This is a genomic window from Longimicrobium sp. (genome assembly GCA_036389795.1).
Classification (GTDB): Bacteria; Gemmatimonadota; Gemmatimonadetes; order Longimicrobiales; family Longimicrobiaceae; genus Longimicrobium.
Window position 1 is genome coordinate 1 of the sequence record DASVWD010000249.1, and the last position, 25,518, is coordinate 25,518.

The window sequence follows — 25,518 nt, forward strand, 5'->3', positions numbered from 1 at the left end:
GGCCGACCAGGCGGTGCAGAGCCTGCTCGACGCCGGCGTCCTGCTGGTGGCCGCCGCGGGGAACAACAACACCGACGCCTGCAACATCTCGCCGGCCTGGAAGCCGGGGGTGCTCACCGTGGCCGCCACCGACGCCAACGACGTGCGCTACAGCGGCTCCAACTGGGGGGCCTGCGTGGACATCTACGCCCCCGGCGTGAACATCCTCTCCGCCGGCATCGGCGGCGACTGGGCCACCAGCACCCGCACGGGCACCTCGCTGGCGGCCCCGCACGTCACCGGCGCGGTCGCGCGCTTCCTCCAGTCCCGGCCCGGCGCCAAGCCGGACGACGCGCACGCCTTCGCGGTGACCAACGCCACCTCCAACGTGGTCGTCAGCCCCGGCTATCTCACGCCCAACCGCCTGCTCTGGGTCGACCCGGCCGCCCGGCGCCTGACCCTCGGCCCGATCCAGGTGCAGCAGGGCACGAACGGCAAGTCGCACAAGGCGGAAGTCCTGGACGGGATGGGCGGCTACCAGTACACCTGGTACGTCAACGGCGTCTACCAGACCAGCGGCACGTCCGACACCTTCGACTACGCGAGCATCGACGACTACGAGGTGACGGTCACCGTGACCGACGCCGCGGCGGCGACCGAGAGCACCGAGCTCTATGTGGCGGGTGGCGGCGGCTGCAGCGGGGGGGGCAGCCTGGACGGAGGCCGCTACTACTACCAGCAGGAGATGATGGCGACGGAGTCCGTCTGCTAGTGACGGACCCGTGAGATCGGGCACGCGGCTTCACGCGGCGCGCCGGACTCGTTCTCCGAACACGTAAGCAAAAGGCCGCGGGAGCGCCGGATGGCGCCCCCGCGGCCCTTGCTTTCGCGGTCCCGAGCCCCGCGGTGGAAGCAGCGGCGGCGGCTGTCGGTCACGATCGAAGCCGGACGCGGCCCGGGGGAGAGGGGGAACGCCGCCGAACGCGCGGCACGGCACGGTTGCGCAAGTCGGCCGCGCCACCGAGTATGAGGACCGATCCCCCACCACCCCTCCCGGGAGGACGTATGAAGACCTCGTACGCAGTGCTCCTCGCCCTGGCCCTGCCGGCGGGCCTCGCCGCCCAGCAGCAGCCGTCCGCGGGTCCGCCGGCGAACCCGATCACCGAGGTGTTCCGCGGGCGGACCATGGCCCTGCAGCGCAACCTCGCCCAGGCGTTCGACTCGATCCCGGAGCGGCTGTTCGGCTACAAGCCGACGCCCGCGCAGCTCACCATCGGCTACATCGCCCAGCACCTGGCGACCGACAACTACCTCTTCTGCAACGCGTTCGGCGACATGAAGGCGACCCGGGCGGCGGAGGACACCACGACCGCCGACTCGGTCAAGGCCACCTGGCCCCGGGACAGGCTGATCGCGAAGCTCAAGGAGTCGTTCACGTTCTGCGAGAACGCGTTCGCGCAGCTCGACGACGCGAAGCTGGCCGACCAGGTGATGCTGACGTTCCGCGGCCAGTCGCGGACGGTGACGCGCGCGGGCATGGTGCTCGGCCACGTGGTGGACATGGCGGACCACTACAGCCAGCTCGCGAACTACATGCGCCTGAACAACATCCTGCCGCCGACGGCGCTCCCGCGGCCACCCGCCCGGCCAAGCCAGTAGCGGACTGCTCCGCGGCGTAACGGTCGGCGCGACATGAACACTCCGGCCCCGGCGAGGATCTCGCCGGGGCCGCCCTGCATCCACCGTGGTCGTGCCGCCCGTGCCTGGCGGACATCGTCAGCTGCTGGCTTCCGGCCGTGAAGATCGGGGTCGACACGCGAAGCCGGCGCCGCGGCGCGAGTCGTCGAGGCCCGTCACGCGGCCACCGAGCCGCGCGGCACCGTCAGCGCGACCGGGTGGACGCGGCCTGCGTCCCGGCCGGCGGCGGCGCGAACGGGTCGGCGAAGCGCGGCGCGGTCAGGAACGCCGAGTCGGTGAGCGTGCGCAGGAACGCGACGAGCGCCGCCTTCTGCGCCGGGGACAGGTTCAGGCGCCGCGGCGAGCCGTCGATGCCGCGCAGCCGCGGGTCCAGGTTCGGGTTCGGCTGCACGCCGGAGTTGTAGAACTCGACCACCTGCTCGAGCGACGTGAAGCGCCCGTCGTGCATGAAGCGCGGGAGCACGCCCACGTTGCGCAGCGACGGCGCCTTGAAGGCGCCGCGGCCGGCGCCCGTGTCCGCGCTCACGGCGTCGAGCCCGGTGTTGTGCGCCGCGTCGCTCACCTGCGCGACCGTGGTGTGGCACACCGAGCACCCGGTCGCGCGGAACAGGCGCTCCCCCTCGACCTCCTGGGGGGTGAAGACCGCGGCGAAGTTGGGCGTCCCCGTGGCGGTGAAGGCGCGGTCGAAGCGCGAGTCCGCGGACACCAGTGAGCGCACGTACTGGGCGAGCGCGAGCGACACGCGGTCGCTGGTGACCGTCGGCGTCCCGAAGGCGGCCTGGAAGAGCGGCGGGTAGTACGGCGTCGCCGCGATCTTCGCCACGGCGTTCTCCAGCGTCAGCCCCATCTCGGTGCCGTCCTGGATCGGACGGAGCACCTGGTCTTCGAGCGTCGGCGCGCGCTCGTCCCAGAAGAAGCGCCCGCGGCGGTAGAAGCGCGCGTTCGCCAGTGAAGGCGAATGCCGCCCCGTCAGCCCGCCCGCGAAGCCCCGGCTGCGCGGCGGCGCGTCGGAGAAGCTGATGGCCTGGCCGTGGCACCCCCCGCACGAGATCCCGTCGTTGACCGAGAGGCGCACGTCGTAGAAGAGCACGCGGCCGAGCGCGGCGCCCGCGTCGGTGATCGGGTTGCCTGCCGGGGTGTTGTCGGTCGCCGTCGCCGGCCCGCCGTTGATGGCCGTGCGGAAGTGCGCCGGCAGGGGAACCGCGTCGTCGGCGTAGCGGAACGGCACCGCCGGGAGCGTGGGCGTGGCCAGGCCGGCCGTGAACGCGGCGACGGCGAAGCGGTCGCTCGCCGTGCGTCCGTGCGCGTCCGTCGCGACGATCGTCGCCCAGGTCACGCCCGGCGCCAGCGGCTGGCCGACGACGGTGGCGCCCGACGCGGAGAGGCCGTTCGCGGCTCCCTCGAACGTGATGCGGTATTGCAGCTCCCCCGAGCCGGTGAACGCCGTTCCTCCCTTCGACGCGTCGTAGCTCACCGGCTGCCCCACCGTGACGCCGACGGCCACGTTCGCGCTCGCGAGCGCGGGCGGCGCGCCGGTGGGCGGGGGATCCACGGGGGAGTCGCCGCACGCGAGGGCGGCGGTGCAGAGGAGGACTGCGGAGAGAAGGGGACCAGAGCGCATAAAGACAACCCTCGAGCCGATGGTGAGTCGAGCGGCGGTCCAGCGGTGGCTTCAGCGATCAGACACGTGGCGCGGCTCTCCACCCCTACTCTCCGGGCCGTTCCCCCCGCCCGGCCGCGCCCGCGTCCACCCAAACCCTTCTGCAGAACGTCCACGCCCCCCGCATCGGGACAGGCGAAAGCCCCGTCGGCGCCATCCACCGCCAGGGGCCCTCGTCCAACCCGGCGAGCTGAGGATCAATCGGCTCGGGATCGAGGGGCCGGCGGCCGGCTTTGCCGCGAGCGGAGCCAGGCCCGACGGCCCAGGGCTACCGCGGGGGGCGTGGGGGCGGTCGGTTGCCGCGGAGTGAGGCACTCGCGCCCGAGCGCCTGCATGGCGGAGTCCTGTGCCGTCGTCGCGGAGAGGCGCCGGCGGGTATATTCCTCGGCGGGGCGCACACCTGCTCCGGGTGGCGAGCGCGTGCAGCTGTCCGGGTGTCATCCGGGCGAGCTCGTCCGCCCGGAGCGTGGTCACCTGCCCGCCGGCTCACCCGCCGGACTGGCCGGCACCCGTCCCGTCAGCTCCCGAACGCGCGCCGGGCGAGGGCCTCGAGGCCGAGGAGGGGGAGCTCGAGCAGCCGCTCGGCATCGTTCGGACCGGCGTCCGCGTACTCGGCGGCGAGCGCCTCGCGCACCCGGTCCAGCGCGGCCCGGAAGCCGTCCGCGTCGCCGGCGCGGACGCGGGCCAGCGCCTCCGCCTGCCGCGTCCAGAAGCGGTCGCCCGCACCGCGGCTCCCCCCGGACGCGCCGAGGAGCGCGTCCAGCTCCGCGTCGGCGCCGCGGGGCGAGTCGCCGGCGGACGCGCGCTGCAGGGCGGCGGCGTACGCCTCCAGCGCCGGCGAGGCCTCCACCTGGCCGGAGCGGAGGTCCGCGACCGGCACCGCCGCCAGCGCGCGCGCGGCGTCCCGCTCTCCCGAGACGGCCGCCGCGTAGAGGCCGCGCACCAGCGTCCACGGGTTCGCGGCCGAGCGGTCGACGAGCTCCGCCTCCTCCCCCTCCCCCTCCCCCTCCGCCGCCGAGCCCGCGTTGTCCCGCACCACGGGGACGGCCGCTCGGGCGGCGGTGGCCAGCAGGGGGCGGAGCGCCTCCTCCGCCTCCCCCAGCCCCCGCGCCAGGCCGGCCGCCCGCAGCGCGTCGTCGAACGCGGCGTAGGCCAGGCCGGGCGAGAGCGAGCCGGCCTTTCCCGGGAGCGACCCGCCCGTGAGGGAGTCCAGCCGCTCGCGCGCCGCGGCCAGGTTGCCGCGCAGCAGCTCCTCGTTCGGCCCTTTCTCCATGGCTTCAGACCATTTCGCAGAGGATCGTTCGGGATCGAGATCCATCACTGAACGTCTCACACGGAGGAAACGGAGTCAACGGAGAACTGCGGGGGTTCTCCGTTGACTCCGTTGACTCCGTTGACTCCGTTGACTCCGTTGACTCCGTTGACTCCGTGTGAGGCCTTTCGCCGTCCGCCGGTGGATCGGAATCCATCCAGGACCATCCCTGGAAAATCGGTATCAGGTGACGCGCACGATGAACTCGCTGATGGTGGTCACCAGCGGCGCCGTTCCGCGCGGCACCGGCGTCTCCGTGAGGAAGTAGCGGATCCGCCCCGCGTTCAGCTGGGCCAGCAGCCGGTTGGCCACGGCCGCCTCGCCGGGCCGGTTGAGCATGGAGGCGATGACGTCGCGCAGGTACGTCACCGTCCCCTGCTGGGCGTGGAGACCGGCCCGGATCTCCCGGGTCCCCAGGCGCCCGGCGCCGCCCTTGGCCTCGACCACGATGAGGTTGCCGCCGGCCTCGTAGATCAGGTCCAGCGTGCCGGAGCCGGAGCCGCGGTGCAGCAGGCGCGCGCTGGGAAAGCGCGCCCGGATGACGGCCATGGCCGCCAGCTCGCCCAGCTCCTCCGACAGCCGCACGGCGTTGCCCCGCAGCAGGCGCACCAGCGCGTCGGACGCGCTGGCGGCCGCGCGCCCCAGCTGCGTGATGCGGGCGTGCCGCGCCTCGCGGATGGCGCGCGTGGTGGTGATCACCCAGTCCTGCACCGAGCCCACCTCGATCCGCGCCAGGAGGATGCGGGAGCGCCGGCCGTAGAGGGCGAGGTCGTCCCCCTCCAGCGCCACCTCGTAGCGCCGGAAGCCGAACCCCGCGAAGACGGTGCGCGCCCACTCCCGGATCGCCTCGATCAGCTCGCGCATCAGCTCGCCGATCTCGCGCCCCGCGCGGCGGCCCAGGCGCCCCTCCACGGCGTCGGCCAGGGCGCCGCGCGTCTCCAGCCGCAGGGCGTCGTCGGCCGCGCGGGCGGCGGCCTGCTCGGCCTCGGCGGCCGCCGACTCCTCCGCCTCGCGCGTGGCGCGGCCGGTGGCGCCGCCGCCCGGCACGCCGGGCGTGGCGGGGCGCAGGCGGGCCACCAGGTCGTCCAGCGCCCCGGTGACCTGCGCCCTGAGCCGCGCGAACGCGTCGGTGAGCGCGCGCGGGGCCAGCGCCTGGATGCGGGCCAGCAGGGCGCGGTAGCCGCCGCTGATGAAGTCGGGGACCGCCCGCAGCACCTCGTCCATGCGGGCCACGGCGCGGTTCCACTGCCCGACGCCGTACGCCACCCACTCGTCCCAGTGGCGGGCGACGAAGGTGCGCAGCCGCGCCAGGTCGCCCCCGTCGGGGAGGAGGCGGCGGGCCAGCGTCAGCAGGTCGCCCACGCGGCGCAGGGCGTCGGCGCCGCCGCGCAGCAGGCTCTTGACCACGCCGCGGATGGCCGTGCCCGCCTCGGGGATGAGCCCCACCAGGGTGATGGCCACGCCCAGCCACCGCCCCGGCCGGTCGTACTCCTCCTCGAAGATCATGAAGTAGAGGTGGGCCAGGATGTCGCGGATGTCGAACGCCTGGTCGACCACGGGGATGAGCCCCAGCCCCGTGTCCAGCGCGATCTGCCCCACCGACTGCTCGGGGTTGAACTCCCCCGCGATGGCGCCCAGGATCCACTCGCCGAAGTCGGAGAGGCTCATCCCCTCCTCTTCCGCGGCGCCGGCCTCGCCCTGGCGCCGGACGACGGCCGGCCCGTACGGCATCGGCCGCACCACCGGCGGCGCGCCGGCGAGCCGCGCCGCGCCGGGCCCCGCGTACGCCGGCAGGAGCTGCTGCTGCGCCACGTGGGCCAGCTCGTGCGCCAGCAGCCGCGTCCCCGCGCGGGTGCCCGGCGCGTACTCGCCGGCCCCGAACACCACGTCGCTCCCCACCGTGAAGGCGCGGGCGCGGATGGAACGGGCCGCCGCCGACGCCGCCGGCCCGGAGTGGACGCGCACGCCCCCCAGCTCCGCCCCCAGCCGCGGCTCGAAGAACGAGCGCACCCCCGGCGGCAGCGGCTCGCCCCCGCCCAGGCCCGCCAGCCGCGACTCGAACCCGGCGGGAACGGGGAAGGGCGCGCGTGCGCTCCCCCCGGCGCCGGGCGCGGCGCGGCGCTGGATCGGCGGCGGCGGGGGCGCGGCGTCCCCCGCCCCGCCGGCGAGGGAGCGCGCGCTCAGGACGGCGTCGGCCACGCGGTCCGCCTCGCGCTCCAGGGGGTCGTCCACGGGGCCGACGACGAGCTTCGGCTGGACCAGGCGCCCGTAGTCGCGGTTGCCCAGGGCGCGCGCCAGCGCCACGCCCGGCCGCGGCGGGGCGGAGGGCGCGCGCCCGGTGCGGTCGGGGGCCTTCGCGACGGCCGGCCGGCCGCGGACGGGCTCGAGTGCCTGCTGCACGCTCATCCGGCGGGCCGGGCGGCCGGGGACCGGACCCGCGGGGCTGTCTTCCGCATCACGCCTTCTTCAGGAAGGGAGCGGCATCGCCAGGAATCCCTCGTCAAGACCATACCACCTTCCGGCGACCGTGCATTCCATGCCACACACGAAGTCGTCCTGAGGGGGCGTCCGCGCGTGGTTCGCTCCCGCGCCAATGGTCGGACGCCAGACCCCGGTGCCGGGGCAGGTCCGGCGCAGCGGCTCCCTCGGGACGACGTCTCCTTTGCACGATCGATTGCAGAACCTTTGTCCGCGCGCCGCGCGCACGCTACCAGCGCCCCAGGGTGAAGGAGGGCGCGACCACCGGCCCCGACCCGATCTGCTCCGCCTGCTCCATCATCTCCCAGACCCGCCGCTCGCGGGCGGGATCGCCGATGGTGGACAGGTTCGACTGCACGATGCTGCCGCCGATCAACCCGAACTGCGTGGGCGCGAGCGCGCGGCTGCGGTAGATGAGCGGCTCCACCTCCGCCGCCGCGCCGGGGATGTAGTCGATGGCCCGTTCCGTCGCGCGGCGGACGCTGTCGTCGTCCGGCATCAGCGCCTCCACCTCGGCCGGGTCGGCCGGCTCTCCCGCGCGGGCGGCGCGCAGCTGCTGCCGGGAGCGGAAGACGGCGAGCGCGGCCACCCGCTGCGTCTCGGTGGCCTCGACCAGGTGGTCGTCGCCGTGGGTGCGCCAGCGCATGCCGCGGGCGTTGGTGACCTCGAAGCCCTCGCGGTTCAGCCGGTCGTGCAGGTTCTTCAGGACCAGCTGCTTCAGGCGGCCCGAGATGGCGACCACCCCCACGTACGCCTGCATCTCCGGGTTGGCCGTCTGGATCGGGTGCGCGCGCAGGTGCAGCTCGATGGCGGCGAGCACGCGGTCGTAGTCCAGCAGGTGCCCGGAGGCGTACGCGTCGGTGAGGAAGTGCCCCGCCGCGGCGTCGCGGAGCAGCGCCCGCTCGAAGAGCGCGTCGTTCGGCCCGGCGGCGCGCGCCTGGTCCAGCGCCTCCGCGTGCAGGCGTCGCCACTGCGCCCGGTTGCGGCTGGCGAAGTGGACGGCGTTGCGCTCGGCCAGGCGCAGGTACCGGCCGCCGGTGATCCGCTCGTAGGCCGCGTTCGCCGTCACGTGGTCGGCGGTGCCGGCGCGCTCGCGCTCCAGCACCTCCAGGAGCTGCCGGATCTCGCGCGGGTCGGCGCCCGCCAGCTCCTCCACGCTGCCGTAGAAGTCGCCCATCAGCGCGATGACCTGCCCCGGCGTCAGCGCCGCCCGCGAGGTCTCGCCCGTCGCCCGGTCGGTGAACGGCTCCAGGCGGATCGTCCCGCCGCCGCGCAGCGGGTCCGCGCGGATCTGCGCCACCAGCCGGTCGCGGTCCTCGCCGATGCCGGCCGCCCACGCCCGCCCCTCGTCCGTCTCCAGGAACGCGAGCAGCTCGTTCAGGTGGCGGTCGCCCAGGTCCTGGTGCTCCGGGCCCTCGTAGCGCCGCACCACCGGCTCCCCCCCGGCCCGGCCCTGCTGCGCCACGTGGGCCAGTTCGTGGGCCAGCAGCCGCGTCCCCGCGCGGGTGCCCGGCGCGTACTCGCCGGCCCCGAACACCACGTCGCTGCCGAGCGTGAAGGCGCGGGCGCGGATCGACTCCGCCGCGGCGGACGCCGCCGGCCCGGCGTGGACGCGCACGCCCCCCAGCTCCGTCCCCAGCCGCGGCTCGAAGAACGAGCGCACCCCCGGCGACAGGGGCTCGCCGCCGCCCAGGCCCGCCAGCCGCGACTGGAACCCCGCGGGGACGGGGAAGGGCGCGCGGCTCGCCGCCGCATCGGGCGACGCGCGGCGCCGGATCGGCGGGGCCGCCGCGTCCCCCGCCGTCCCGGCCCCGGGACGCGCGCCCAGCACGGCGTCGGCCACGCGGTCCGCCTCGCGCTCCAGGGGGTCGTCCACGGGGCCCACGGCCAGCTTCGGCTGGACCAGGCGCCCGTAGTCGCGGTTGCCCAGGGCGCGCGCCAGCGCCACGCCCGGCCGCGGCGGGGCCGAGGGCGCGCGCCCGGCGCGCTCCGCCGCCCGCGGGTCGCCGCGCCGCGCGCGGGCCCGTTCGAGTGCCCGATGCATGCTCACCAGACCGGGTCGCTGTCGACGTTGCAGGGGAACGGGCGGTACCGCACGTCCGTGGGGAGGAGCCCGTCGAAGAACCGGGCTACGACGTCCTCGTTGAAGTACCACACCAGCGGCCGGCCGCAGCGCTCCGCGACCGCGAGCTGCCGGAACGCCTGGTCCTGGAAGCGGTCGACGAGGACGCGGGTGTCGGGCTCGTCGGCCGTGAAGGGCACCCACCGGTAGCCCGTCTTCACCTCGTACACGGTGCCCGCCGCGTCCATGGCGTCGAAGTCGGCGGCGAGGCCCTCGGGGGTGGTGACCCGGAACTCGCGCCGCACGCCGCTGAGCGCGAAGGAGAAGTCCGCGTGGCAGGGGTAGCGGCCGAACTTCATGGCCACCTGCTCCACCCGGCAGCCGCGCCGGTCCGTCTCCTCCTCGTCGGGGCTCGGCGCGGGGCGCGGCGCCGCCCGCGCGCTCGTGGCGGGCGAGACGCCCGTGCGCGTGCCGGAGCGCGCCACCGTCGCCGCCGCGGCGGCCGCCGCGGCCGCGGGCGCGGGGACGGGAGCGACCGGCGCGTACGGCAGCCCCTCGGGCCGCGGCACCAGCGAGAGCGAGGCGCGGGGCGCCGCGCCGGCCACGGGGGCCGCCACCGGCGCGGGGGCGGGGGCCACCGCCAGGGCGGCACCGCCCCGCGTGACGACGCCCGGCCCGGGACCGCCCACGGCGCCGCCGCGGGCCAGGACGGCGGGCGGACGCATGGCCGGCGCGCCCGCCCCGCCGCCCCCCGGCAGCGCGCGCAGCGACGGCGGCCGCGGGGCGGCCGAGACGTACGCGCCCGCCACGCCCGTAGCCACCGAGAGGAGCCATCCCGGATCGCGCACGGCGGCCCCCCACGCCTGCAGCCCGGCCTCCGCCTCCTTCGGGTTGCCGCTGACGGTTCCCCGCACGTACAGGGCGCTCAGCGCCTGGACCTCGGAGGGCTGCCCGCCGGGCGGCACCCAGGCGTACGCCAGGTTCGCCTGCTGGACGTAGGTGTCCACGCTGGCGGTGAACTCGCCCAGGGCGTCCGGCCCCACCACGAACTCGTTGCGCCGGCGGTCCGGGTCCGGCCGGTAGGCGAGGTAGAAGACGACCGTCACCCGCCCGTCGGGGGCGCGCCGCAGCTGGGGCACCAGCAGGTACGGCCCGCGGCGGACGATCCGGCGCGTGTCCACGAAGTCGCTCCACGGCACCGTGCGCACCATGTAGTACAGGTCGATGCCGCGGAACGCCTCGGGGTCGGCCTCCAGCGCCTCGGCGGCGGCCGCGGGCTCCGCCTGGCGCTGGACGCGGAGCGGCGCCCCGCCGGACTGCTGCACCACGTGCGCGAGCTCGTGGGCGAGCAGCCGGTCGCCCTCGCGCGTCCCCGGCGCGTAGCGGCCGGCGGCGAACACCACGTCGCTCCCCACGGTGTAGGCGCGCGCGCCCACCGCGTCCGCGGAGCGCGCCGCCCGCGCGTCGGCGTGCACCCGCACGCCGGAGAAGTCGGCGCCGAACGCCTCGCCCATCCGCCCGCGCGTCCCGGCGTCCAGCGCCGCCCCGGCGGAGCCCAGCACCTGGTGCACGAGCGGCGGGGCGGCGGCGGGCGCGGCCCCGCCCAAGGCGTCGCGCCGCAGGCGCCCCTCCTCCTCCGCGCGCTTCCGGCACTCCGGGCAGCGCCCCCCGCAGGCGCAGCGGCGCAGGCGCGGCCCGGCGTCCCCGGACGGCGCCGCCGACCGGACGACGGCGGGCGCGCCGGAGACGGCCGCCTCCGCCGCGCGGTCCGCCTCCCGCTCCAGCGGGTCGTCCACGGGGCCCACCGCCAGCTTCGGCTGGATCAGCCGCCCGTAGTCGCGGTTCCCCAGCGCGCGCGCCAGCCCCGGGCCGTCCGCGCGGGCGGAGGGCCGCCGCGGCGCCGCCGCGCGCCCGGGGTGGGCGCGGGCGGCTTCCGCCGTCTGCCGGGTGATGCGCACGCCGCCTCCGTTGCCTGCGGTTCAGGCGGGCGCCCGGTGCCGCGCCGCGCCGCTCATCCCTTCCTCTTCTTCCCGCCGCCGTCGCCGCCGTCCGCGCCGGCTTCGGCCTGGTCCCGGCGCCGCCTCTCCTCGGCTTCCGTCTCGTCCCGGCGCCGCTTCTCCTCGGCCTCCTGCTGGCCGCGCAGCTCGCGGACGCGCTTCTCGTCGGCATCGACCCGCTCCTCGGCCTCGCGGCGGACGCGCTCCGCGTCCTCCCGGACGCGCCTGGGCTCGGCCTCGGGAGGCAGCGCCTCCGGGACCGGGGACGCCGGCCGCTTGCCCTTGCGGCGGGGGTAGGCGTCGGGGTACAGGTACTCGCCCGCCGCGAACTGGCTCCCGTCCTTGGCCTCTTCCACCGGCTGGCGCAGGACCTTGATGGCGGGGTCGTCGCGGTCCGCGATCACCAGCCAGCTCACGTCGGCCCCGGGGTCGCCGTGGATGATGATGGCGTCGTTCCCCCTGCTCCACTCGTAGCTGGCCAGGAACGGCCTGGCGCCGATCGGCGTGAGCTGCACGGTGGCGCCGGCCTCGTCGGTGAGCGCCTTGAAGTACTCGGGCATGGCGACGGTCGCGGCGCCGTCCTTCCCGAGCGTCACCTTCCCCCGGTACAGGCACAGGTACTCCGGCGACTCCACGAAGTTGTGCCGCAGCACCCGGTTCTCCGGGTCGAGCGGGTGGTCGATGAGGAACGAGCCGGCGCCCTTGGAGAGCGTGCCCGTGACGTGCACGTTCCCCTGGAAGTACCCTGCCCAGTTGACGGCGCCGCCTGCGCCGTACGCCTGGCCGTAGACGCCGTAGTTGGTGCCGCCGTCCCCGTTCGCCTGGCCGATGACGCCGTACTTGTTGGAGCCGAGACCGGACGCTATGCCCTGCACCCCCGTCTTTCCCCCCTGGTCTCCCCCGGCATAGCCCCACACGCCGGTCTTCGAGCCGTCCGCGCCGGTGGCGTAGGCCGAGACACCGAATTTGGCCCCCAGCTCCCCGTCCGCCTGCGCCTGGATGCCGTACTTGGTGTCGTCCCTTCCGCTCGCGTAGGTGATGATCCCGTACTTGTTTCCAGCGGTGCCGTTAACGGTGAACTCGCCGCCGATCTTCAGTTCGGCGGCTCCGGAGACGTTGGCCCGGTACCCGTACTTGTATCCGTTGTCACCGTAGACGGAGCTCGTGACCCCGACCTTCGTTCCGTCCGTCCCGCTGGTGGACACTTCGATGCCGGTCTTGTCCCCCGCCACCCCAAAGGCATGGGCGTGCAGGCCCAGCTTGGTCCCGGCGTCGCCCTCGGAGGCGACGTACACCCCCGTCTTGGGACCGTCGGCGCCGGTGGCGATGAACGACGCGCCGTACTTGGTGCCCAGGGCGCCGCTGGCGTAGGAGTACATGCCGTACATGTAACCGTCCGCGCCGCTGGCGTTGGCGTAGAGGCCGTACTTGGTCCCGGCGGCGCCGCTCGCGCTCAGGAACGCTCCGTACTTGTAGTCCTGCCCTCCGTCCGCCGTGCCGTACAGGCCGTACTTGGTCCCCGCGTCGCCGCTGGCGTTTCCGCGGACGCCGAACTTGAGACCGGCCGGCCCCGTGGCGTAGGCCTGCACGCCGTACTTGATCCCGTCCGCGCCGGTGGCCGAGGCGGTGACGGCGAACTTGTCGGCCGTCGTGTCGCCCACGGCGTCCGCCTGCACCGCGGTGGCCGCGGAGGTGATGGCGCGCAGGGGGTTGGCGGTGGCCGTGCCGCTCCCCACCTCCACGCGCGTGCCGCTCAGGGTGAGCTCCGCCGCCGTGCCGGCGCTCAGCGTGAGCCGGTGGCTGGCCCGCACCCGCGTGTGCCCCGCGTCCGCGCCGGCGGCCGCCAGGCCCGTCCCCACCTTCAGGGAGTACGTGGCGTCGCCGATCCGCAGGTCCCCCTCCACGCCGGTGGTGCCGACGTTGGGGTTGCCCCCCGTCAGGTGCAGGGGCGCCAGGGGGCTGGACGCGCCCGTCCCCACGCCCACGCGCCCCTGCACCACCAGGTTGCCGGTGACCGTGTCGCCGGCGCGGTCCACCTTGGCGCTCTCCAGCCGCGCCGCCTCGACGTTCTGCGCGGCCAGGGTGCGGGCGGCGGCGCGCAGGTCCGTGACCTGGGTGGCCTGGATGGCCACCTGGGCCGTGCGGGCGAGCCGCGCCAGGAGGAAGTGCGCGTGCCCCGCCGCGGGGGCGGGCGCGCTGGTCTGCCCTTCCGCCACCCGCACCACCCACTCGCGCCGGATGCGGACGCTGGTCTCGATCCCGATCTGGCTGTTGACGATCGTGGGGTCCTCGGCCTCGCCCACCTCCCGCTCCCACACGTCCAGGTAGACGGTGTCCGTCCGGGCGGCGCCGGGCATGGTGAGCGCCGGGAGCACGGGCACCCCCCACGCGGCGGCCAGGGCGGTGTTCTGGTAGAGCGGCTGCGCGCTGTACGCCAGCAGGCGCTCGTTCAGGGCGCTCCACCCGCCCACCACGCAGGTGCCCGCCCCGATGGCGACGTCGTTCCCCGACCCTGTCGAGGCGGTGAGCCCCGTGCCGGCGGCGTTCACCGCGGCCGCCACCTCGGCGGCCGTGGCGGCGGCGATGTTCGCGAAGGCGCCGGCCTGGAAGGTCACGGTGACGGGCGCGCCGCCGTTCACGCGCAGCACGAGCGTCTGCCCGGCCGCCAGGGCGAAGGCCTGCGACGTGGACCCCGTGAGCCGCGCCGAGCCCGTGCCCGTGCGCCGCGCCTCGCTGTTCCCCCCGCCGAAGCCCAGGACCGAGGCGGCCGTGGAGGCGGGGTCCACCACCACCGACGAGCCGCCGGCCGCGGACGGGGCGGTGAGCACCAGCGTGTTGATCCCCCCGCTGCTCCCCAGCGGGGCGATGCGGAAGCCGTCGTCCGCCACGGCGGCGGCGTCGCCCACGAACGAGCGGAGGACGTGCCGCACCTCGTGGCGGCGGATGTCGTCCATCTCGTTCCAGTCGGCGTCCACCAGGGGCACGCCCTGCTGCAGGCGGACGCTGGCGTAGTGCTTCCGCGGGTCGAAGGTGTTGCGAGAGAAGTTGCCCATGTCGCCCGTCAACCGGTGTGGGGTGCCCGGCGCGCCCGGGAGGCGGCCGTCAGAAGTAGAGCCGCACCACGCGGATCAGCGTCGCCGCCTCGTCCTTGTGGATCACGGGGTGCCGGATGCTGTTGATCATGTAGTCCACGTCCCCCAGCCGCCCGAACAGGCCGAACTCGCGCAGGGGATAGGTGCGCAGGCCGGAGAGCGGGGCCGGGTAGCCGGGCCCCAGCGTCGCCGTCACCTGCAGCCGGGGCGACGGGGCGGACTGCACCTCGTCGGCCGCGTCCAGGTACGCCACCTCCAGCTCGGAGAACGGGAGCGGGGTGGCGTAGCGCTGCACCAGGTCGGTGGTGGCGTCGGGGTTGGAGGGCGGGATCCCCGCCGTGTCCCAGGTGTCGCTCCCCCGGCCCACGGCCAGGTACTGGATGCCGCCCGTGGGCTCGTTGCGGATGAACCCGGTGAGCAGCACCCGGCAGCGGGTGACGATGGTGTTCTTCACCCAGCCGCCGTCGTGCTCCACGCGCCCGCCGGGGCCCAGGACCACGTCGCGGTAGATGCCGCGGATGTTCAGGGTGGTGGTCGTCATTCGTCTTCATCCTCCCGGCCGCACGGCGACGTGCCAGGTGCGGTGCGGTGTGGTTACGGGCGCGGCGGCGAAGTTCACCGTGCGGTGCCCCGGGGTGGCCGGGCTCCAGCTGCGGATCCAGCTCCACCCCGGCACCGCGTCCAGGTAGCCGTCGCCGAGCGCCGCTGGGTAGCGCTCGGGGAGCGGGTTGTCGAAGGTGTTCTCGCCGATCCGGCGCTGCTCCGGGTCGCGCGGGAAGTCGTAGGTGTAGACCTTCTCGGCGTACGGGGCCTGCTCGATGACCAGGACGGCCCGCACCTGCGCGGGAAGGAACTGCCGGAGGGCCTGCTCGACGACGCCCCGCCCCCGCTGCAGCGCGGTGGGGTCGTCGCTCGTGGGCGTGAGGTACACGCCCACCGTGTCGCGGGCGTACCAGTTCCGGTCGTCGCGCCGCCCCCCGACCCCCGCGTCGTAGGTGTAGGCGGCGAAGTCCTCGAAGCTCCCCCGCAGGGCGAACTTGGGCCCGTTGCGGGTGTCGGCGCTGGTGGCGCCGGCGTAGCGGTGGTCCAGGGTGCGCGTGGCCCCGTAGACGGTGCTGGCGTACCCCACGCCGCGGTTGGAGCGGTGCAGGACGAGCGTCCCCCCGTCGTCCAGGGGGACGGGGAGCGGCGCCCGCTCGGTGTACGGGTTCCCCGTCACCTCCTCGGCCGCGCCCCACGTCCAGGCCGCGGGGTCGAGCATGGCGCGCCAGACCGACCAGCTGCGGTCGCGGGTGCTGCTCCAGAAGAGCTCCAGGCGGGCGCCGTCCCAGCGGGCCGCCGGCTCGCGGTCGTCGGCGTCCGGGTCCGGCCGGGGGAGGGTGCGCACGGGGCCCCAGTCCGACACGGACGGGTCCAGCCCCGCCTTCACCCGGTACGCCACCTCCCAGCGCGTCTGCCCCGGCGCGGGGCCGGCGGCGCGCCGCGCCCACAGGAGCCACACCTGCCCCGCCGGGTGGGCCAGGACGAACGGGTCCGCCTCCACGCCCGCGCCGTCGGGGAGGTAGCGCGGGGCCGACCACGCGCCCCCCGCCCGGCGGGAGAAGCGCATCCGCCAGCGCCCGTCGGCGCGCTCCATCCAGAAGAGCCAGAGCCCGCCCTGGGCGTCGGCCGCGGCCGCGGGCCAGCGGCGGGGCGCGGCGCCGCTCCACGGGAGCGCGCCCGGCGTCCACTCCCCGCTCCCGGTGCGGGTGCGGGCCTCGACCGCCCACGCGTCGGCGGCCGGGTCGTACGTGTCCCAGAACGCCCACAGCGTGGTCCCCACCAGGGCGGCCGCGGGGTGCCGGGCCCCGCGGTCGCCGTCGGAGAGAGGGCGGCTGGGGGTCCAGGCGCCGCCGGGGGGCCGCGTCTTGGTCCACACCGCCCAGCGCCCCTTGCGCAGGGTGTGGAAGAAGAGCCAGAGGGTGCCGTCGTTCGCCCGCGCCGCGGCCGGGCGCCCCTCGTACGCCTCGTGCAGCGCGAAGGGCTCGGGCGGGCCCGCCCACGTCCCGTCCGCCCTGCGCTCGCGGGCCCACAGGTTCAGCCGCTCCGGGTGGTTGGTGAGCACCACGTTGTGGGCGAACTCCTTCACCCGGCTCTCCCACCCCAGCACCCGCTTGACCGTGGCCTCCAGGGTGGGGATGATCCCCACCGTGTGGTAGACGAACGGCGCCTGGCGCAGCTCGCTCCTCTGCTCGGCCACCTCCAGCCGGTGGTCGGTGGGCCAGCCGATCCACTCCGCCAGCAGGGGGAGGAGCCGGCCGTCCACGCGGTCGGGGTCGGCCGAGTCCAGCAGGGCCCGCGCGAGCCCCTGCAGCAGGTCCAGCTGGCTCCCCGTGACGTCGAGCAGGCGGCGGAGCGGCCCCTTGCCCCGGTCCTCCGGCTCCAGCCCCGCGGGGTTGCGCAGGGCCGCGGCCTGGTCGTAGCGGCGGTAGACGGCGGGGAGCAGGTCCTCCATCCGCCCCGCGTGCCCCGCGGGGTCGACGGCCAGCGAGGCCGCGCGGTTCTCCGGCTCCGGCGGCCCGCCGGAGGGGACGGCGTCGTACGGGAAGAGGGCGTAGTAGTAGACGCGCCCGCCCGGCAGCCCCGTGTCGGCCAGCCGGTACGCCCGCTCCCCGCCCGGCAGGGGCTCCCAGGACGGCTCGTCGCGCGGCCCGCTCACCACCACGCCGTCGCCGGGCGCCGTGGGGTGCGTGCCCTCGCGGCGCACCACGCGCACGCGGGGGAACCCGGCCGGGTCCGGGTGCACCCAGGCCAGGTCGATGCGGTTCCCCTCCGGGTGGGGCTCCGCGGCCAGCGCGCGCAGGCGGATCACCCGGCGAGCTCCTCGGGGAGCACCACGCGGATCCCCGCCGCGTACGCCGGGTCGTCGCCGGGCGCCGTGGGGATCTCGTTGGGCCCCATCACCAGCTTGCCGGTGGCCTCGAAGGCCGCGGCCCCGTCGCCGCGGCGGAACTCGGTGATGTTCACGTAGGCCACGCCGTCGATGTTCTCGATCGCCTCGTAGAACTTGCTCAGGTAGACGGTCTGCCCGAAGTCCACGTTCTCGAAGGCCAGGAGCGCCGCGCCCGCCCGCTCCACCTGCTCCTTCACCCGCCCCGCCGAGTAGTAACCCTTGACCCCCACCTCGGCCGTGACGTACACGGCCACGTAGTCCACGTCCTCCACCTCGATGGTGGTGGTGATCGGGCGCTTGTCCTCGAAGTACGCCAGCAGGCTCGCCTGCAGCACGTCGCTCACGTGGCCGCCGCCCTGGGGGGCCACGTACAGCGTCACCGTGTTCCAGTTGGTGGCCTCGGAGCGCACCTTCCCCACGCCGCCCAGCTGCAGGGCCAGGGCGCGGTAGTCGGCGGCCGTGACGGCGCGGCGGAGCGACCGGAAGACCGAGGGGGCGTGCCTCACGGCGTGCTCGATGCTCTCGCGCTCGGCGCCGCCCGTGGCGGGCGCCGGGTTGGTGACGTCGGCGGCCAGGAGCGAGAGCTGGGGCGCGTCCACCACCGTGCCGATGCTCCCGGCGGGGACGTTGCCGTGCGCGCCGCCGCCCACCCGGTAGGTGGCCGTGACGGAGGCGCCCGCCTCGGGGATCTTCCCCAGCGCCCCGTCGCCGAACTGCACCACGGCGCGGTCGTCCTCGTCCACCTCCACGGCCACGTCCGGCTGGTCGGCGCGGCTGAAGGCCAGGCTCTCGCGCACGGTCCACTCCGTGATCACCCCGCCGAGCTCGGTGAGCACCACCAGGTCGCGGTGGATCGCCTGGCCCGGCCCCAGCGAGCGCAGGATGAGCCGCGGGCTGGCGAGCGGGAAGCGCTGGTCGGGCGTGCCGTCGGAGGTGCCCAGGAACTCGCGCTCCACCAGCCGCCCCTCCTCCACCGGCACGCCGCGGTAGAGCTTCTTCCCCGTGGCGTCGTCGACCGCGAGCGCCCTGCAGTCGATGAGCAGGGGCTGCTCGGGGGTGTACTCGAAGCGCACGCTGGGGCGCTCGCGCGTGCTCTTCGTCGCGAAGGCGTCGCCGCGGCGCAGCACCACCGTCTCCTCGCAGGTGGCGGGGAAGGCGATGTCGAGCGACGCGGAGGCGGGCGCGGCGGTGGCCAGCCGGTAGCCGATCAGCCGCAGGTGCTGGATGACGCTCCGGCGCGTGCGGGCCGTGCCCAGGAACGCCTCGCCGGCGACGCGGTCCTGGTAGTAGCTCAGGATGTCGCCCATGTGGGCGAACAGCTGCAGGAGCACGTTGCCGAAGTCGGCCTCGGACTCGTACTCCGTCCATTCCGGGAGCTTGCGCGGGATCATCTCCCGCATGGAGCGCAGGAGGCTGTCGTAGTCCCGCGCCAGGTAGTCGAGCGCCCCCTGCCCCCCGGTGCGCGTGGTCTCGGCCATGCTCGTCCGCTCGCGTGTGATTGCCCCTTCCCGCCCCCGCCGCCCGCCCCCCGCGCTCCGCCTTCCCGGCGACCGGCTCCTCCGCGAACCGGCCGCCGCCCGCCGCTGCCTCCGTCTACCGTCTACCGTCTACCGGAACTGGATGCGCACGGCCTGGCGGGCGAGGTCCGACTTACGGGTGTAGGCCACCTGCACGGCCACGCCCGCGTCCACCGCCTCCACCTGCACCGCGTCCACCACGATGTCGTCCGCCAGCCAGCGGGCCAGCGCCTGCCCCACGGTGAACTCCGTGGCCGCGGCCAGCACCGCGTCGGCGGGGTCGAACACCAGGCGGAAGAGCCCGCACCCGAACTCCGGCTTGTGCACCCGCTCGCCCGGCGCCGTGAAGAGCACCTGGACGATCTTGGCCCGGATCGCCTCGTCGCCGCCCTCGGCGCTCACCCGCCCCCCGAGGTCGGGGACGAAGGGGAACGGGAACGACCGCCGCGCCGCGGGTCCCGCCGTCACCGCCGTCGCCATCCGCGTCCTCCTATGCCGAGCAGGAGACGAAGGACTGCCCCTCCGCCGTGACCGTGGAGTTCATGGGGACGCCCAATCCGTCGCAGGTGTCGATCTTGTCCCCGTCCAGCAGCAGCTTCTGCCCGCCCACCTTCACGAACGTGCTCCCCGAGACGGCGCTGGGCCGCCCCTCGCCGATCGGCTCGGGGATGGAGAGCGTGGTGGGGATCGGCGCGGGCGCGGGCGGCAGCCAGTTCTTCCCCCCGGTGGGGTGGTGGCCGCCCCCGGGCGCCGTCTGCCCGGGGTCGAGCGAGCTCTTGCTCTGCACCGTCGCCACGGGCTTGCCGCCGATCTTCACGAAGTCGCTCAGCCCGTCTGTCATCTTCCCCTTGTAGTCGAAGTCGCCGACGCCCACGTACGGCACCGTGGGCGGCGGCGCGGCGGGGTTGGTGGCGTTCCCCGTCACGTTGTGCTTGTCCGTCCCCTCGACCTTGTCGTTCTCCACCACCGCGAGCTTGGGCACGGCTTCACGCCTTGTTGAGGTCGATGGTGCTCCCCTTCAGCACGATCGGCTGCCCCGACGCGTCCAGGGTGAAGGGGACCTTGGCGACCAGGTCGAAGGCGCTGGACGTCATCCGCACCACGTTCCCCGTCGCGTCGGTGAGGACGATGCCGTCGGCCGTCATCTCCACCGTGTTCCCGTTGGCGTCGGTCACCACGATCCCGTCCGCCGTCGTCTCCACGGAGTTCTCGTTCGCGTCCAGGACGGAGATCCCGTCCTCGGTGGTCTTGATCGAGTTCCCCGAGCCGTCGGTCACCGTCACCCCCGCCTCGTCGAGGCTGATGACGTGCGAGTGGGTGGCCTCCCAGAGGACGATGCGCTCCTCGCCGTCCTTGTCCTCGAACTGCAGGGTGTGCCCCTTGGCCGTCTTGATGATCTTGCGGGTGGGCGGCGACTGGACCTCCTCCTCCGCGCCGTCCGGCCCGTTCGGCTTCGGCAGGTCCGTCGTCCCGCCGGGCTTGCTCCAGAAGGTCCCCACCCACACGGGGAACTCCAGGTCGCCCTCCTCGAACTCGACCCACACCCCCGCGCCCACCTCGGGGACGAAGAGGAAGCCCCGGTTCGCCTCGCCGCCGTAGGGGACGCAGGGCATCGCCCACCCGGTGGAGACCTGGTCGCCGAGCACGCTGGGGACCTGCACCTTGATGCGCCCCAGCATCTCCGGGTCTTCCACGTCCACCACGATCCCGCGGTACTTGCCGTGGAAGCGGCGCTCCACCTCGTGCGCCAGCCGCGCCACCACCCGCTCCAGGTCCACGGCGCCCCCTACAGCAGCCCCAGGCCGGCCGCGGCCCCGAAGTCCTCGGCGCCCGTGGGAAGGAGCGCGTCGCGCCGCAGGCGGAAGAACTGGGTGTAGCCGTCGCGGTCGAGCGTGTGCCGCACGTACGACACGTACCACACCCCGCTGTAGCTCTCGCCCACCCCCTTCACCGTCACCAGCCCGCGCGGCTTCAGCACGTGCTCGTAGGCGGCGGGGCGCGTCTGCCCCTCGGCCGTGACGAACCAGCTGCCCTCGTCGAAGACGCCCTGGCAGAGCGCGGTCATCTCCGGCGCGCCGGTGGCGGCGTTGCGGGCCACGTAGACCTTGCCGGGGTCCACCCCGCCGGGAAGCAGCGCCGACGCGTCCATCCGCCCCAGGGGCCGCCGCGCGGACGAGGCGGCGTCGGCCGAGAGCACGTCGCGGGTCAGCCGGTCCAGCTGGAACATGGAGACCTCGGCCGGGCGCAGGGCGTCCACCACGGGGGCGAACCAGGCCAGGCTGGTCTCCCCCCCGAAGTGCGCCGCCAGCACGGGCTGGGGCGCCGCGTCCGCGGGCACGGGGCCGAAGTGGGCCGTCCGCCCCTCGACCCAGCAGGAGAAGCCGTTGCGCAGGGCCAGCCGCTTAAGGAACTCCAGGTCGGTCTCCCGCTGGATGATGGTGGAGAGCGCCTCCTCGTGGACCACGTCGGTCTCCTCCACCTGGGCGGAGAGGCCGTACGCGGAGAGCACCTCGCGGGCGATGTCGCTGTCCTTCTTCCCCGGCCAGTCCTTGAGCTTCTCCTCGCGGTCCAGCAGCACGCTGGCGTCCATCCCCTCCACCTCCAGCGCGCAGCGCCCAGGGTCGGCGTCGAACCACGGGCGCACGCGGGTGACGTAGCCGCTCACCACCTCCTCGGTCCCCCCGCCCTCGAACCCCACGCGCACCGACACCTCGCTCCACACCCGGAAGCGCTCCTCGTCCAGGTAGCTCCAGGCGCCGTCCCCGGCGTCGCGCGAGACGGCGATGCGGAGCCGGAAGGTGGCCGGCGCGTCGTCGCCCGTCTCCACCTCCACGGCGGCCAGGTCGGGGTAGAGGTCGTCCGCCTCGCTCCCGCCGATCTCCAGCACCACGCTCTCGCGCGCCACGGCCGGCCCCCCTTCAGACCGGGCGCGGCGGCACCGCCACGGGCGCGCCGATGCGGCGCAGCTCGCGCGGGGGGCCCACGACGAAGCCCAGCCGCTCCGCCACCTTCGGCACGTCGGCCGGCTCCAGGACCAGGCGGTTGAAGGCCACCTCCACGGCCCAGCGGTGGCGAAGGGCGACGTCGTACACGGTGAGCTCGGGGCCCGCCGAGAGCCGCGCCAGGCGCACGCGGCGCGTCCGCAGGTCGGTGACGCGCCAGCGGGCGGGGTCCGGGGTCTCGATGCGGACGTCGGTCAGCTGGACGCCTTTCGCGCGCAGCGCCGCGTCCAGCGCCGGGGTGAGCCGCTGCGCGCGGGCGCTGGCCTGGAGCTCCGGCACCAGCGTGGGCGCCAGGGTGAAGGCCGCCGCGCCCTGCAGCGCCTCGGCCGAGGCCTCGCCGGCGGCCGGCGTTCCCGTGGCCGCCGCCTCCACCCCCGGCGTGTCGCGCAGCGCGCGCAGCAGGTCCGCCCACGGCGGCGCGGCGCCGGTCCACTCCAGGGGGACCACGACGCTGCCGCGCGGCTCGCGCCCCACCAGGGCGTGGGGGGAGAGGAACTCCGGGTTGGCGTCGACGATGCGCCACCAGGAGCGGGGCTGGCCGTAGTAGCGCTGGGCCAGGTGGTCCAGCCGGTCGCCCTCCTCCAGGGTGTGCACCAGCACGCCGTCCACGGGCTCGGCCAGGCGCAGGCTGCGCGAGCGCACGGCCCGGCCCCGGGCGTCGACGGTGACGACGTCGGGGAGGTCGCGGTAGCGGGAGATGCGCGAGAACATGCGGCGCTACCCGGGGATGACGACGTTGGCCAGCTCCGCGACGCCGGCCAGGTTCAGGGCGGCCTGCGCCTCCTTGAGCACCGTGGAGTACGTGTGCGCGGCGTTCTTCCCCTCGATCACCGTCAGGCTCACCGAGACGGTGGCGCGCACGGGGTCCAGCACCGTGCTGAACTCGGTCTCGCGGATGCTCAGGCTGTTGATGTTCACCGGCAGCACCCGCCGCCGCCCCCAGATGAAGAGGACGAGCGGCGGGTTGGGCGAGCCCGTGAAGCTGTACGAGCCGGCGGGCGACAGGGCGGACAGGGCCTGCCCCAGCACGCCCTCGCTCTTGGGCTGCATCATCATCTCCAGGGTGGAGAGCTGCGGCAGCACGCCGAAGCGGGTGGCGATCGGGTCGCCCGCCTCCAGCTTGTCGCTCGCGTCCAGCCGGATGTCGAAGCTCAGCGTCTCCTCCTCCACCCGCACCTGCTGCTGGTTGCGGATCTCCATCAGGTCCGACTTGCCCTGGTGCCACGCCCGCAGGGCGTTCTGGAACGGGATGGCGCGCGGCACCGCCTGCCCCGCGGCGTCGGTGACGGGCGGCGTGTACATGGCCTGGTCCGGCGAGCCGAACGACAGGTTGCGGCTGCGCGACAGCTCCACCGGGTTGAACTGGAAGACGACGAAGAGCGGGGGCAGGGAGAGCCCGTACTCCACGAAGGCGCCGCGCAGGACGCGGGGTGCGTTGGGAAAGGCCATCGGCCGGGGTCCTCGGGAACGGATGATGGAAGTACGGCGGCGCTCACCGCGGCCGGGCGGCGGTCCGGGTCATCGGCGGCCTCCTCCCGTGGAGCGGATCCACTCCTCCAGCACCCGCATCTCCTCGGGCGACAGCGCGGGGCGGGACCCGCCGCCAGAGCCCGCGCCGAGCCACTCCTGGAGGCGCAGCCTCTCGGCGGGCGTGGGCGCGGACGGCGCGGTGGTCGCGGCGCGGCCCTCGCTCTCCGAGAGCCACGCCGAGAGGCGGGCGACGTCGTCCGGGGTGAGCGACCCAGTGGCCGAGCGCGCGGCGGGCGATGCGGCGCCCGACGCGGCGGGGGCGGACGCCGGGCCCAGCCATCCCTGCAGGCGGCGCATCTCCCCCGGCGTGAGGGAGCCCGGGGTCGGCGGCGCGGGGGGCCACGCGCCCCGCGCCTGCCACTGGCGCTGCAGGGCGTGGCACGACGGGCACTCGCCCCGGCCGCGGCCCGACGACTCCGCCGAGCGCACCAGCGCGCCCCCCGCGGCGCTCCCCAGCACGCCGCCCGCGACCCCGCCCACCAGCCCGCAGACGAAGAGCCCGATCCCGCCCGAGGCGATGCCGAAGGCCACGCACCCCGCCACGGCCAGCGACGTCCCCGCCGCGCCGCCCGCCATCCCGCCCGCCTCCTCGCCGACCACCGCGGCGCGCTCTTCCGGCGCGGCCGTGGCGATGCGGTACGCGGAGACGGCGGGGCCCGCCACGGCCACCACGCGCCCCGCCCAGCGGATCCGGCCGGCGTTGCGCATCAGGAACGACGACTCGGCCGCGGCGGCGCGCTCCACGGCCACGATGCGGGGGCGCTCCCCCGCCGCGACCATGAACTCCGCCTCCTCCACGTTCGTGATGCGGTCCAGCAGCCCCTGCTGGTTGAACGCGTTGGGCCGGGAGACGTCGAGCGCGCCCGCCGCCGGCAGCTCCACGCGCACGCGGTACAGGCGGCTGCCCACCCCGGGCGCGGGCGAGTCGGGCACCATGTACGAGGCGAACGGCGAGCCCGCCGTGGTCCCCGAGATGTGCACGGCCGCCGCGTCGCGCAGCACCGACAGCTCCGCGGCGGTGAGCGAGCCCGGCGCGGTGTTGAAGCGGCGGACGAGCTCGGGGATCGCCATCACCTCCGCCTCGGTGAAGACGCGCCGCGCGTTCCCCGTCACGTCCGGGAAGCTGCGGCCGGCGAACGCCAGCGGCCGGGTGCCCCCCGCGCGCCGGGCGGCCAGCTCCGCCTCCACGTACGGCGCCAGGTCGCGCGGGAGCTCGTTCACCATCCGGTCCAGCGTCACCTGCCCCGCGCGCGGCACCATCGGCGACCAGTACGACGGGCTCAGCACGCGGCCGGCGGCCTGGCGCGGGGGGAGCCAGCCCAGGTCGCCGCTGGCCAGCACGTGTCCCGCCATCCCCGCCCCCACCAGCGACCCGCCGGCGCCGGCCCCCGGCGGCGGCGCCACCTCCCGCGCCTCGAAGGTGACGGGGATCTCCAGCACCTGCGTCCCGCCGCCCGGGGCCGCCTGCCGCTGGACGAGGCCGGCCGGAGCCGACCGCGTGACCGCCACGGTCGACGCGTCAGACCGCGCGGGCGCGGCGCCCTGCTGCACCACGTGCGCGAGCTCGTGGGCCATGAGGGCGCGGTCGCCCTCGCGGGCGCCGCGTCCCAGCCACACGCCGCCGCCGCAGGCGAACGCGCGCGCGCCCAGCTCGCCCGCCGCGCGCGCGGCCGCCGGCCCCTCGTGCACCCGCACGCCGGAGAAGTCCGCGCCGAAGCGCGGCTCCATGAACGCGCGCGTGGCGCCGGAGAGGGGCCGGCCCCCGCCCGAGGGGAGCGCGACGCCGGTCCTGGTGGTGGCCACCGGGCTCCCGGACGGCATCCGCTGGATCGTCGCGGCCGGCGCGGACCGCGGACCATGCAGGTCGGCGGAGGACGCGCGGAGGATGGCGGCGGCGGCGCGGTCGGCCTCCCGCTCGTACGGGTCGTTCACCGCCCCGGCGGCGAGCTTCGGCTGGACGGCCGGCGCGCGGAGGGCGCTCGGCGCGGCCGCGCGGAAGGCCCGCATGCCGATCTGCCGCTGCAGGAGCTCCGGCGAGCCCGGCCGCGGGGCGGAGGGCGCGCGCGGCGACGGGCGGGGCCGGGTGCGTGCCCCGCTCCGCGCCGCCACCTCCCACTCCGCCGCGCGGCCCCTCACCGCCTCCCGCGGGTGAGGGCCGCCTCGTCCCACAGCTTGCCGATCTTCTCGAACTCGCGGCGGGTGGCGCGCAGGATGTGCGCGGGCACGATCACGCCGCCGTCCGCCGCGGCCAGGAAGGCG

General features: G+C 75.5%; 18 protein-coding genes. 2 read left to right on the forward strand and 16 right to left on the reverse strand.

Going from position 1 to position 25,518, the window contains the following annotated elements; translation table 11 throughout:
- Window positions 1–751, forward strand: a 751-nt coding sequence (locus VF746_29370) for a S8 family serine peptidase (GenBank protein HEX8696566.1), incomplete at its 5' end; no start/stop codon positions are given.
- A gap of 293 nt (window positions 752–1,044) precedes the next feature.
- Window positions 1,045–1,638 carry a DinB family protein gene (locus tag VF746_29375; protein HEX8696567.1) on the forward strand — a complete coding sequence of 198 codons (594 nt, stop codon included), beginning with the start codon at window positions 1,045–1,047 and terminating at the stop codon, window positions 1,636–1,638.
- 223 nt (window positions 1,639–1,861) lie between these two features.
- Here the strand turns inward: VF746_29375 and VF746_29380 are convergent, their stop codons facing one another.
- The 16 genes from VF746_29380 to VF746_29455 all read right to left on the reverse strand — a co-directional run bounded on the left by VF746_29380 (window position 1,862) and on the right by VF746_29455 (window position 25,395).
- Window positions 1,862–3,229: a cytochrome c peroxidase gene (locus tag VF746_29380; GenBank protein ID HEX8696568.1), complete on the reverse strand. Its 1,368-nt coding sequence runs from the start codon at window positions 3,227–3,229 to the stop codon at window positions 1,862–1,864.
- 625 nt (window positions 3,230–3,854) lie between these two features.
- On the reverse strand, window positions 3,855–4,610 hold the full coding sequence (locus tag VF746_29385; protein HEX8696569.1) for an Imm49 family immunity protein: 756 nt from the start codon (window positions 4,608–4,610) through the stop codon (window positions 3,855–3,857).
- A gap of 222 nt (window positions 4,611–4,832) precedes the next feature.
- Window positions 4,833–7,049: a DUF4157 domain-containing protein gene (locus VF746_29390; protein HEX8696570.1), complete on the reverse strand. Its 2,217-nt coding sequence runs from the start codon at window positions 7,047–7,049 to the stop codon at window positions 4,833–4,835.
- Between the two features lie 307 nt (window positions 7,050–7,356).
- Window positions 7,357–9,171: a DUF4157 domain-containing protein gene (locus VF746_29395; GenBank protein HEX8696571.1), complete on the reverse strand. Its 1,815-nt coding sequence runs from the start codon at window positions 9,169–9,171 to the stop codon at window positions 7,357–7,359.
- A 2-nt stretch (window positions 9,172–9,173) separates the two neighbouring features.
- Window positions 9,174–11,147 carry a DUF4157 domain-containing protein gene (locus VF746_29400; protein HEX8696572.1) on the reverse strand — a complete coding sequence of 658 codons (1,974 nt, stop codon included), beginning with the start codon at window positions 11,145–11,147 and terminating at the stop codon, window positions 9,174–9,176.
- Window positions 11,148–11,200: 53 nt separating this feature from the next.
- A complete protein-coding gene (locus tag VF746_29405) occupies window positions 11,201–14,239 on the reverse strand; it encodes a DUF6519 domain-containing protein (GenBank protein ID HEX8696573.1) in 3,039 nt (1,012 codons plus the stop codon).
- Window positions 14,240–14,288: 49 nt separating this feature from the next.
- Window positions 14,289–14,819, reverse strand: a complete 531-nt coding sequence (locus tag VF746_29410; GenBank protein ID HEX8696574.1) for a hypothetical protein — start codon at window positions 14,817–14,819, stop codon at window positions 14,289–14,291.
- Window positions 14,820–14,825: 6 nt separating this feature from the next.
- Window positions 14,826–17,129, reverse strand: coding sequence for a phage tail protein (locus VF746_29415; GenBank protein HEX8696575.1), 2,304 nt, complete (start codon window positions 17,127–17,129; stop codon window positions 14,826–14,828).
- Window positions 17,126–18,688: a baseplate J/gp47 family protein gene (locus VF746_29420; GenBank protein HEX8696576.1), complete on the reverse strand. Its 1,563-nt coding sequence runs from the start codon at window positions 18,686–18,688 to the stop codon at window positions 17,126–17,128. Before VF746_29420 ends, VF746_29415 begins: the two co-directional genes overlap by 4 nt.
- A gap of 129 nt (window positions 18,689–18,817) precedes the next feature.
- Window positions 18,818–19,207 (reverse strand): GPW/gp25 family protein, encoded by a 390-nt coding sequence (locus VF746_29425; protein HEX8696577.1) that lies wholly within the window; start codon window positions 19,205–19,207, stop codon window positions 18,818–18,820.
- Between the two features lie 10 nt (window positions 19,208–19,217).
- The gene (locus VF746_29430) at window positions 19,218–19,709 is read right to left on the reverse strand and encodes a hypothetical protein (GenBank protein HEX8696578.1); all 492 of its coding nucleotides are present in this window, start codon (window positions 19,707–19,709) and stop codon (window positions 19,218–19,220) included.
- Between the two features lie 4 nt (window positions 19,710–19,713).
- Window positions 19,714–20,505, reverse strand: coding sequence for a phage baseplate assembly protein V (locus VF746_29435; GenBank protein ID HEX8696579.1), 792 nt, complete (start codon window positions 20,503–20,505; stop codon window positions 19,714–19,716).
- Between the two features lie 8 nt (window positions 20,506–20,513).
- Window positions 20,514–21,632: a contractile injection system protein, VgrG/Pvc8 family gene (locus VF746_29440; GenBank protein HEX8696580.1), complete on the reverse strand. Its 1,119-nt coding sequence runs from the start codon at window positions 21,630–21,632 to the stop codon at window positions 20,514–20,516.
- Between the two features lie 13 nt (window positions 21,633–21,645).
- Complete coding sequence (locus VF746_29445; GenBank protein ID HEX8696581.1) at window positions 21,646–22,440, reverse strand: hypothetical protein; 795 nt, start codon at window positions 22,438–22,440, stop codon at window positions 21,646–21,648.
- 6 nt (window positions 22,441–22,446) lie between these two features.
- Window positions 22,447–23,178, reverse strand: coding sequence for a hypothetical protein (locus VF746_29450; protein ID HEX8696582.1), 732 nt, complete (start codon window positions 23,176–23,178; stop codon window positions 22,447–22,449).
- Window positions 23,179–23,247: 69 nt separating this feature from the next.
- Entirely contained in the window at window positions 23,248–25,395 is a 2,148-nt protein-coding gene (locus VF746_29455) for a DUF4157 domain-containing protein (GenBank protein ID HEX8696583.1), read from the reverse strand.
- Between the last annotated feature and the right edge of the window lie 123 nt (window positions 25,396–25,518).

What these genes read in the sequence shown, in the direction of transcription:
- VF746_29425 (HEX8696577.1), bottom strand. Translation starts at nt 19,207, where the DNA reads ATGGCGACGGCGGTGACGGCGGGACCCGCGGCGCGGCGGTCGTTCCCG.
- VF746_29385 (HEX8696569.1), bottom strand. Translation starts at nt 4,610, where the DNA reads ATGGAGAAAGGGCCGAACGAGGAGCTGCTGCGCGGCAACCTGGCCGCG.
- VF746_29420 (HEX8696576.1), bottom strand. Translation starts at nt 18,688, where the DNA reads ATGGCCGAGACCACGCGCACCGGGGGGCAGGGGGCGCTCGACTACCTG.
- VF746_29375 (HEX8696567.1), top strand. Translation starts at nt 1,045, where the DNA reads ATGAAGACCTCGTACGCAGTGCTCCTCGCCCTGGCCCTGCCGGCGGGC.
- VF746_29395 (HEX8696571.1), bottom strand. Translation starts at nt 9,171, where the DNA reads ATGCATCGGGCACTCGAACGGGCCCGCGCGCGGCGCGGCGACCCGCGG.
- VF746_29450 (HEX8696582.1), bottom strand. Translation starts at nt 23,178, where the DNA reads ATGGCCTTTCCCAACGCACCCCGCGTCCTGCGCGGCGCCTTCGTGGAG.
- VF746_29445 (HEX8696581.1), bottom strand. Translation starts at nt 22,440, where the DNA reads ATGTTCTCGCGCATCTCCCGCTACCGCGACCTCCCCGACGTCGTCACC.
- VF746_29410 (HEX8696574.1), bottom strand. Translation starts at nt 14,819, where the DNA reads ATGACGACCACCACCCTGAACATCCGCGGCATCTACCGCGACGTGGTC.
- VF746_29405 (HEX8696573.1), bottom strand. Translation starts at nt 14,239, where the DNA reads ATGGGCAACTTCTCTCGCAACACCTTCGACCCGCGGAAGCACTACGCC.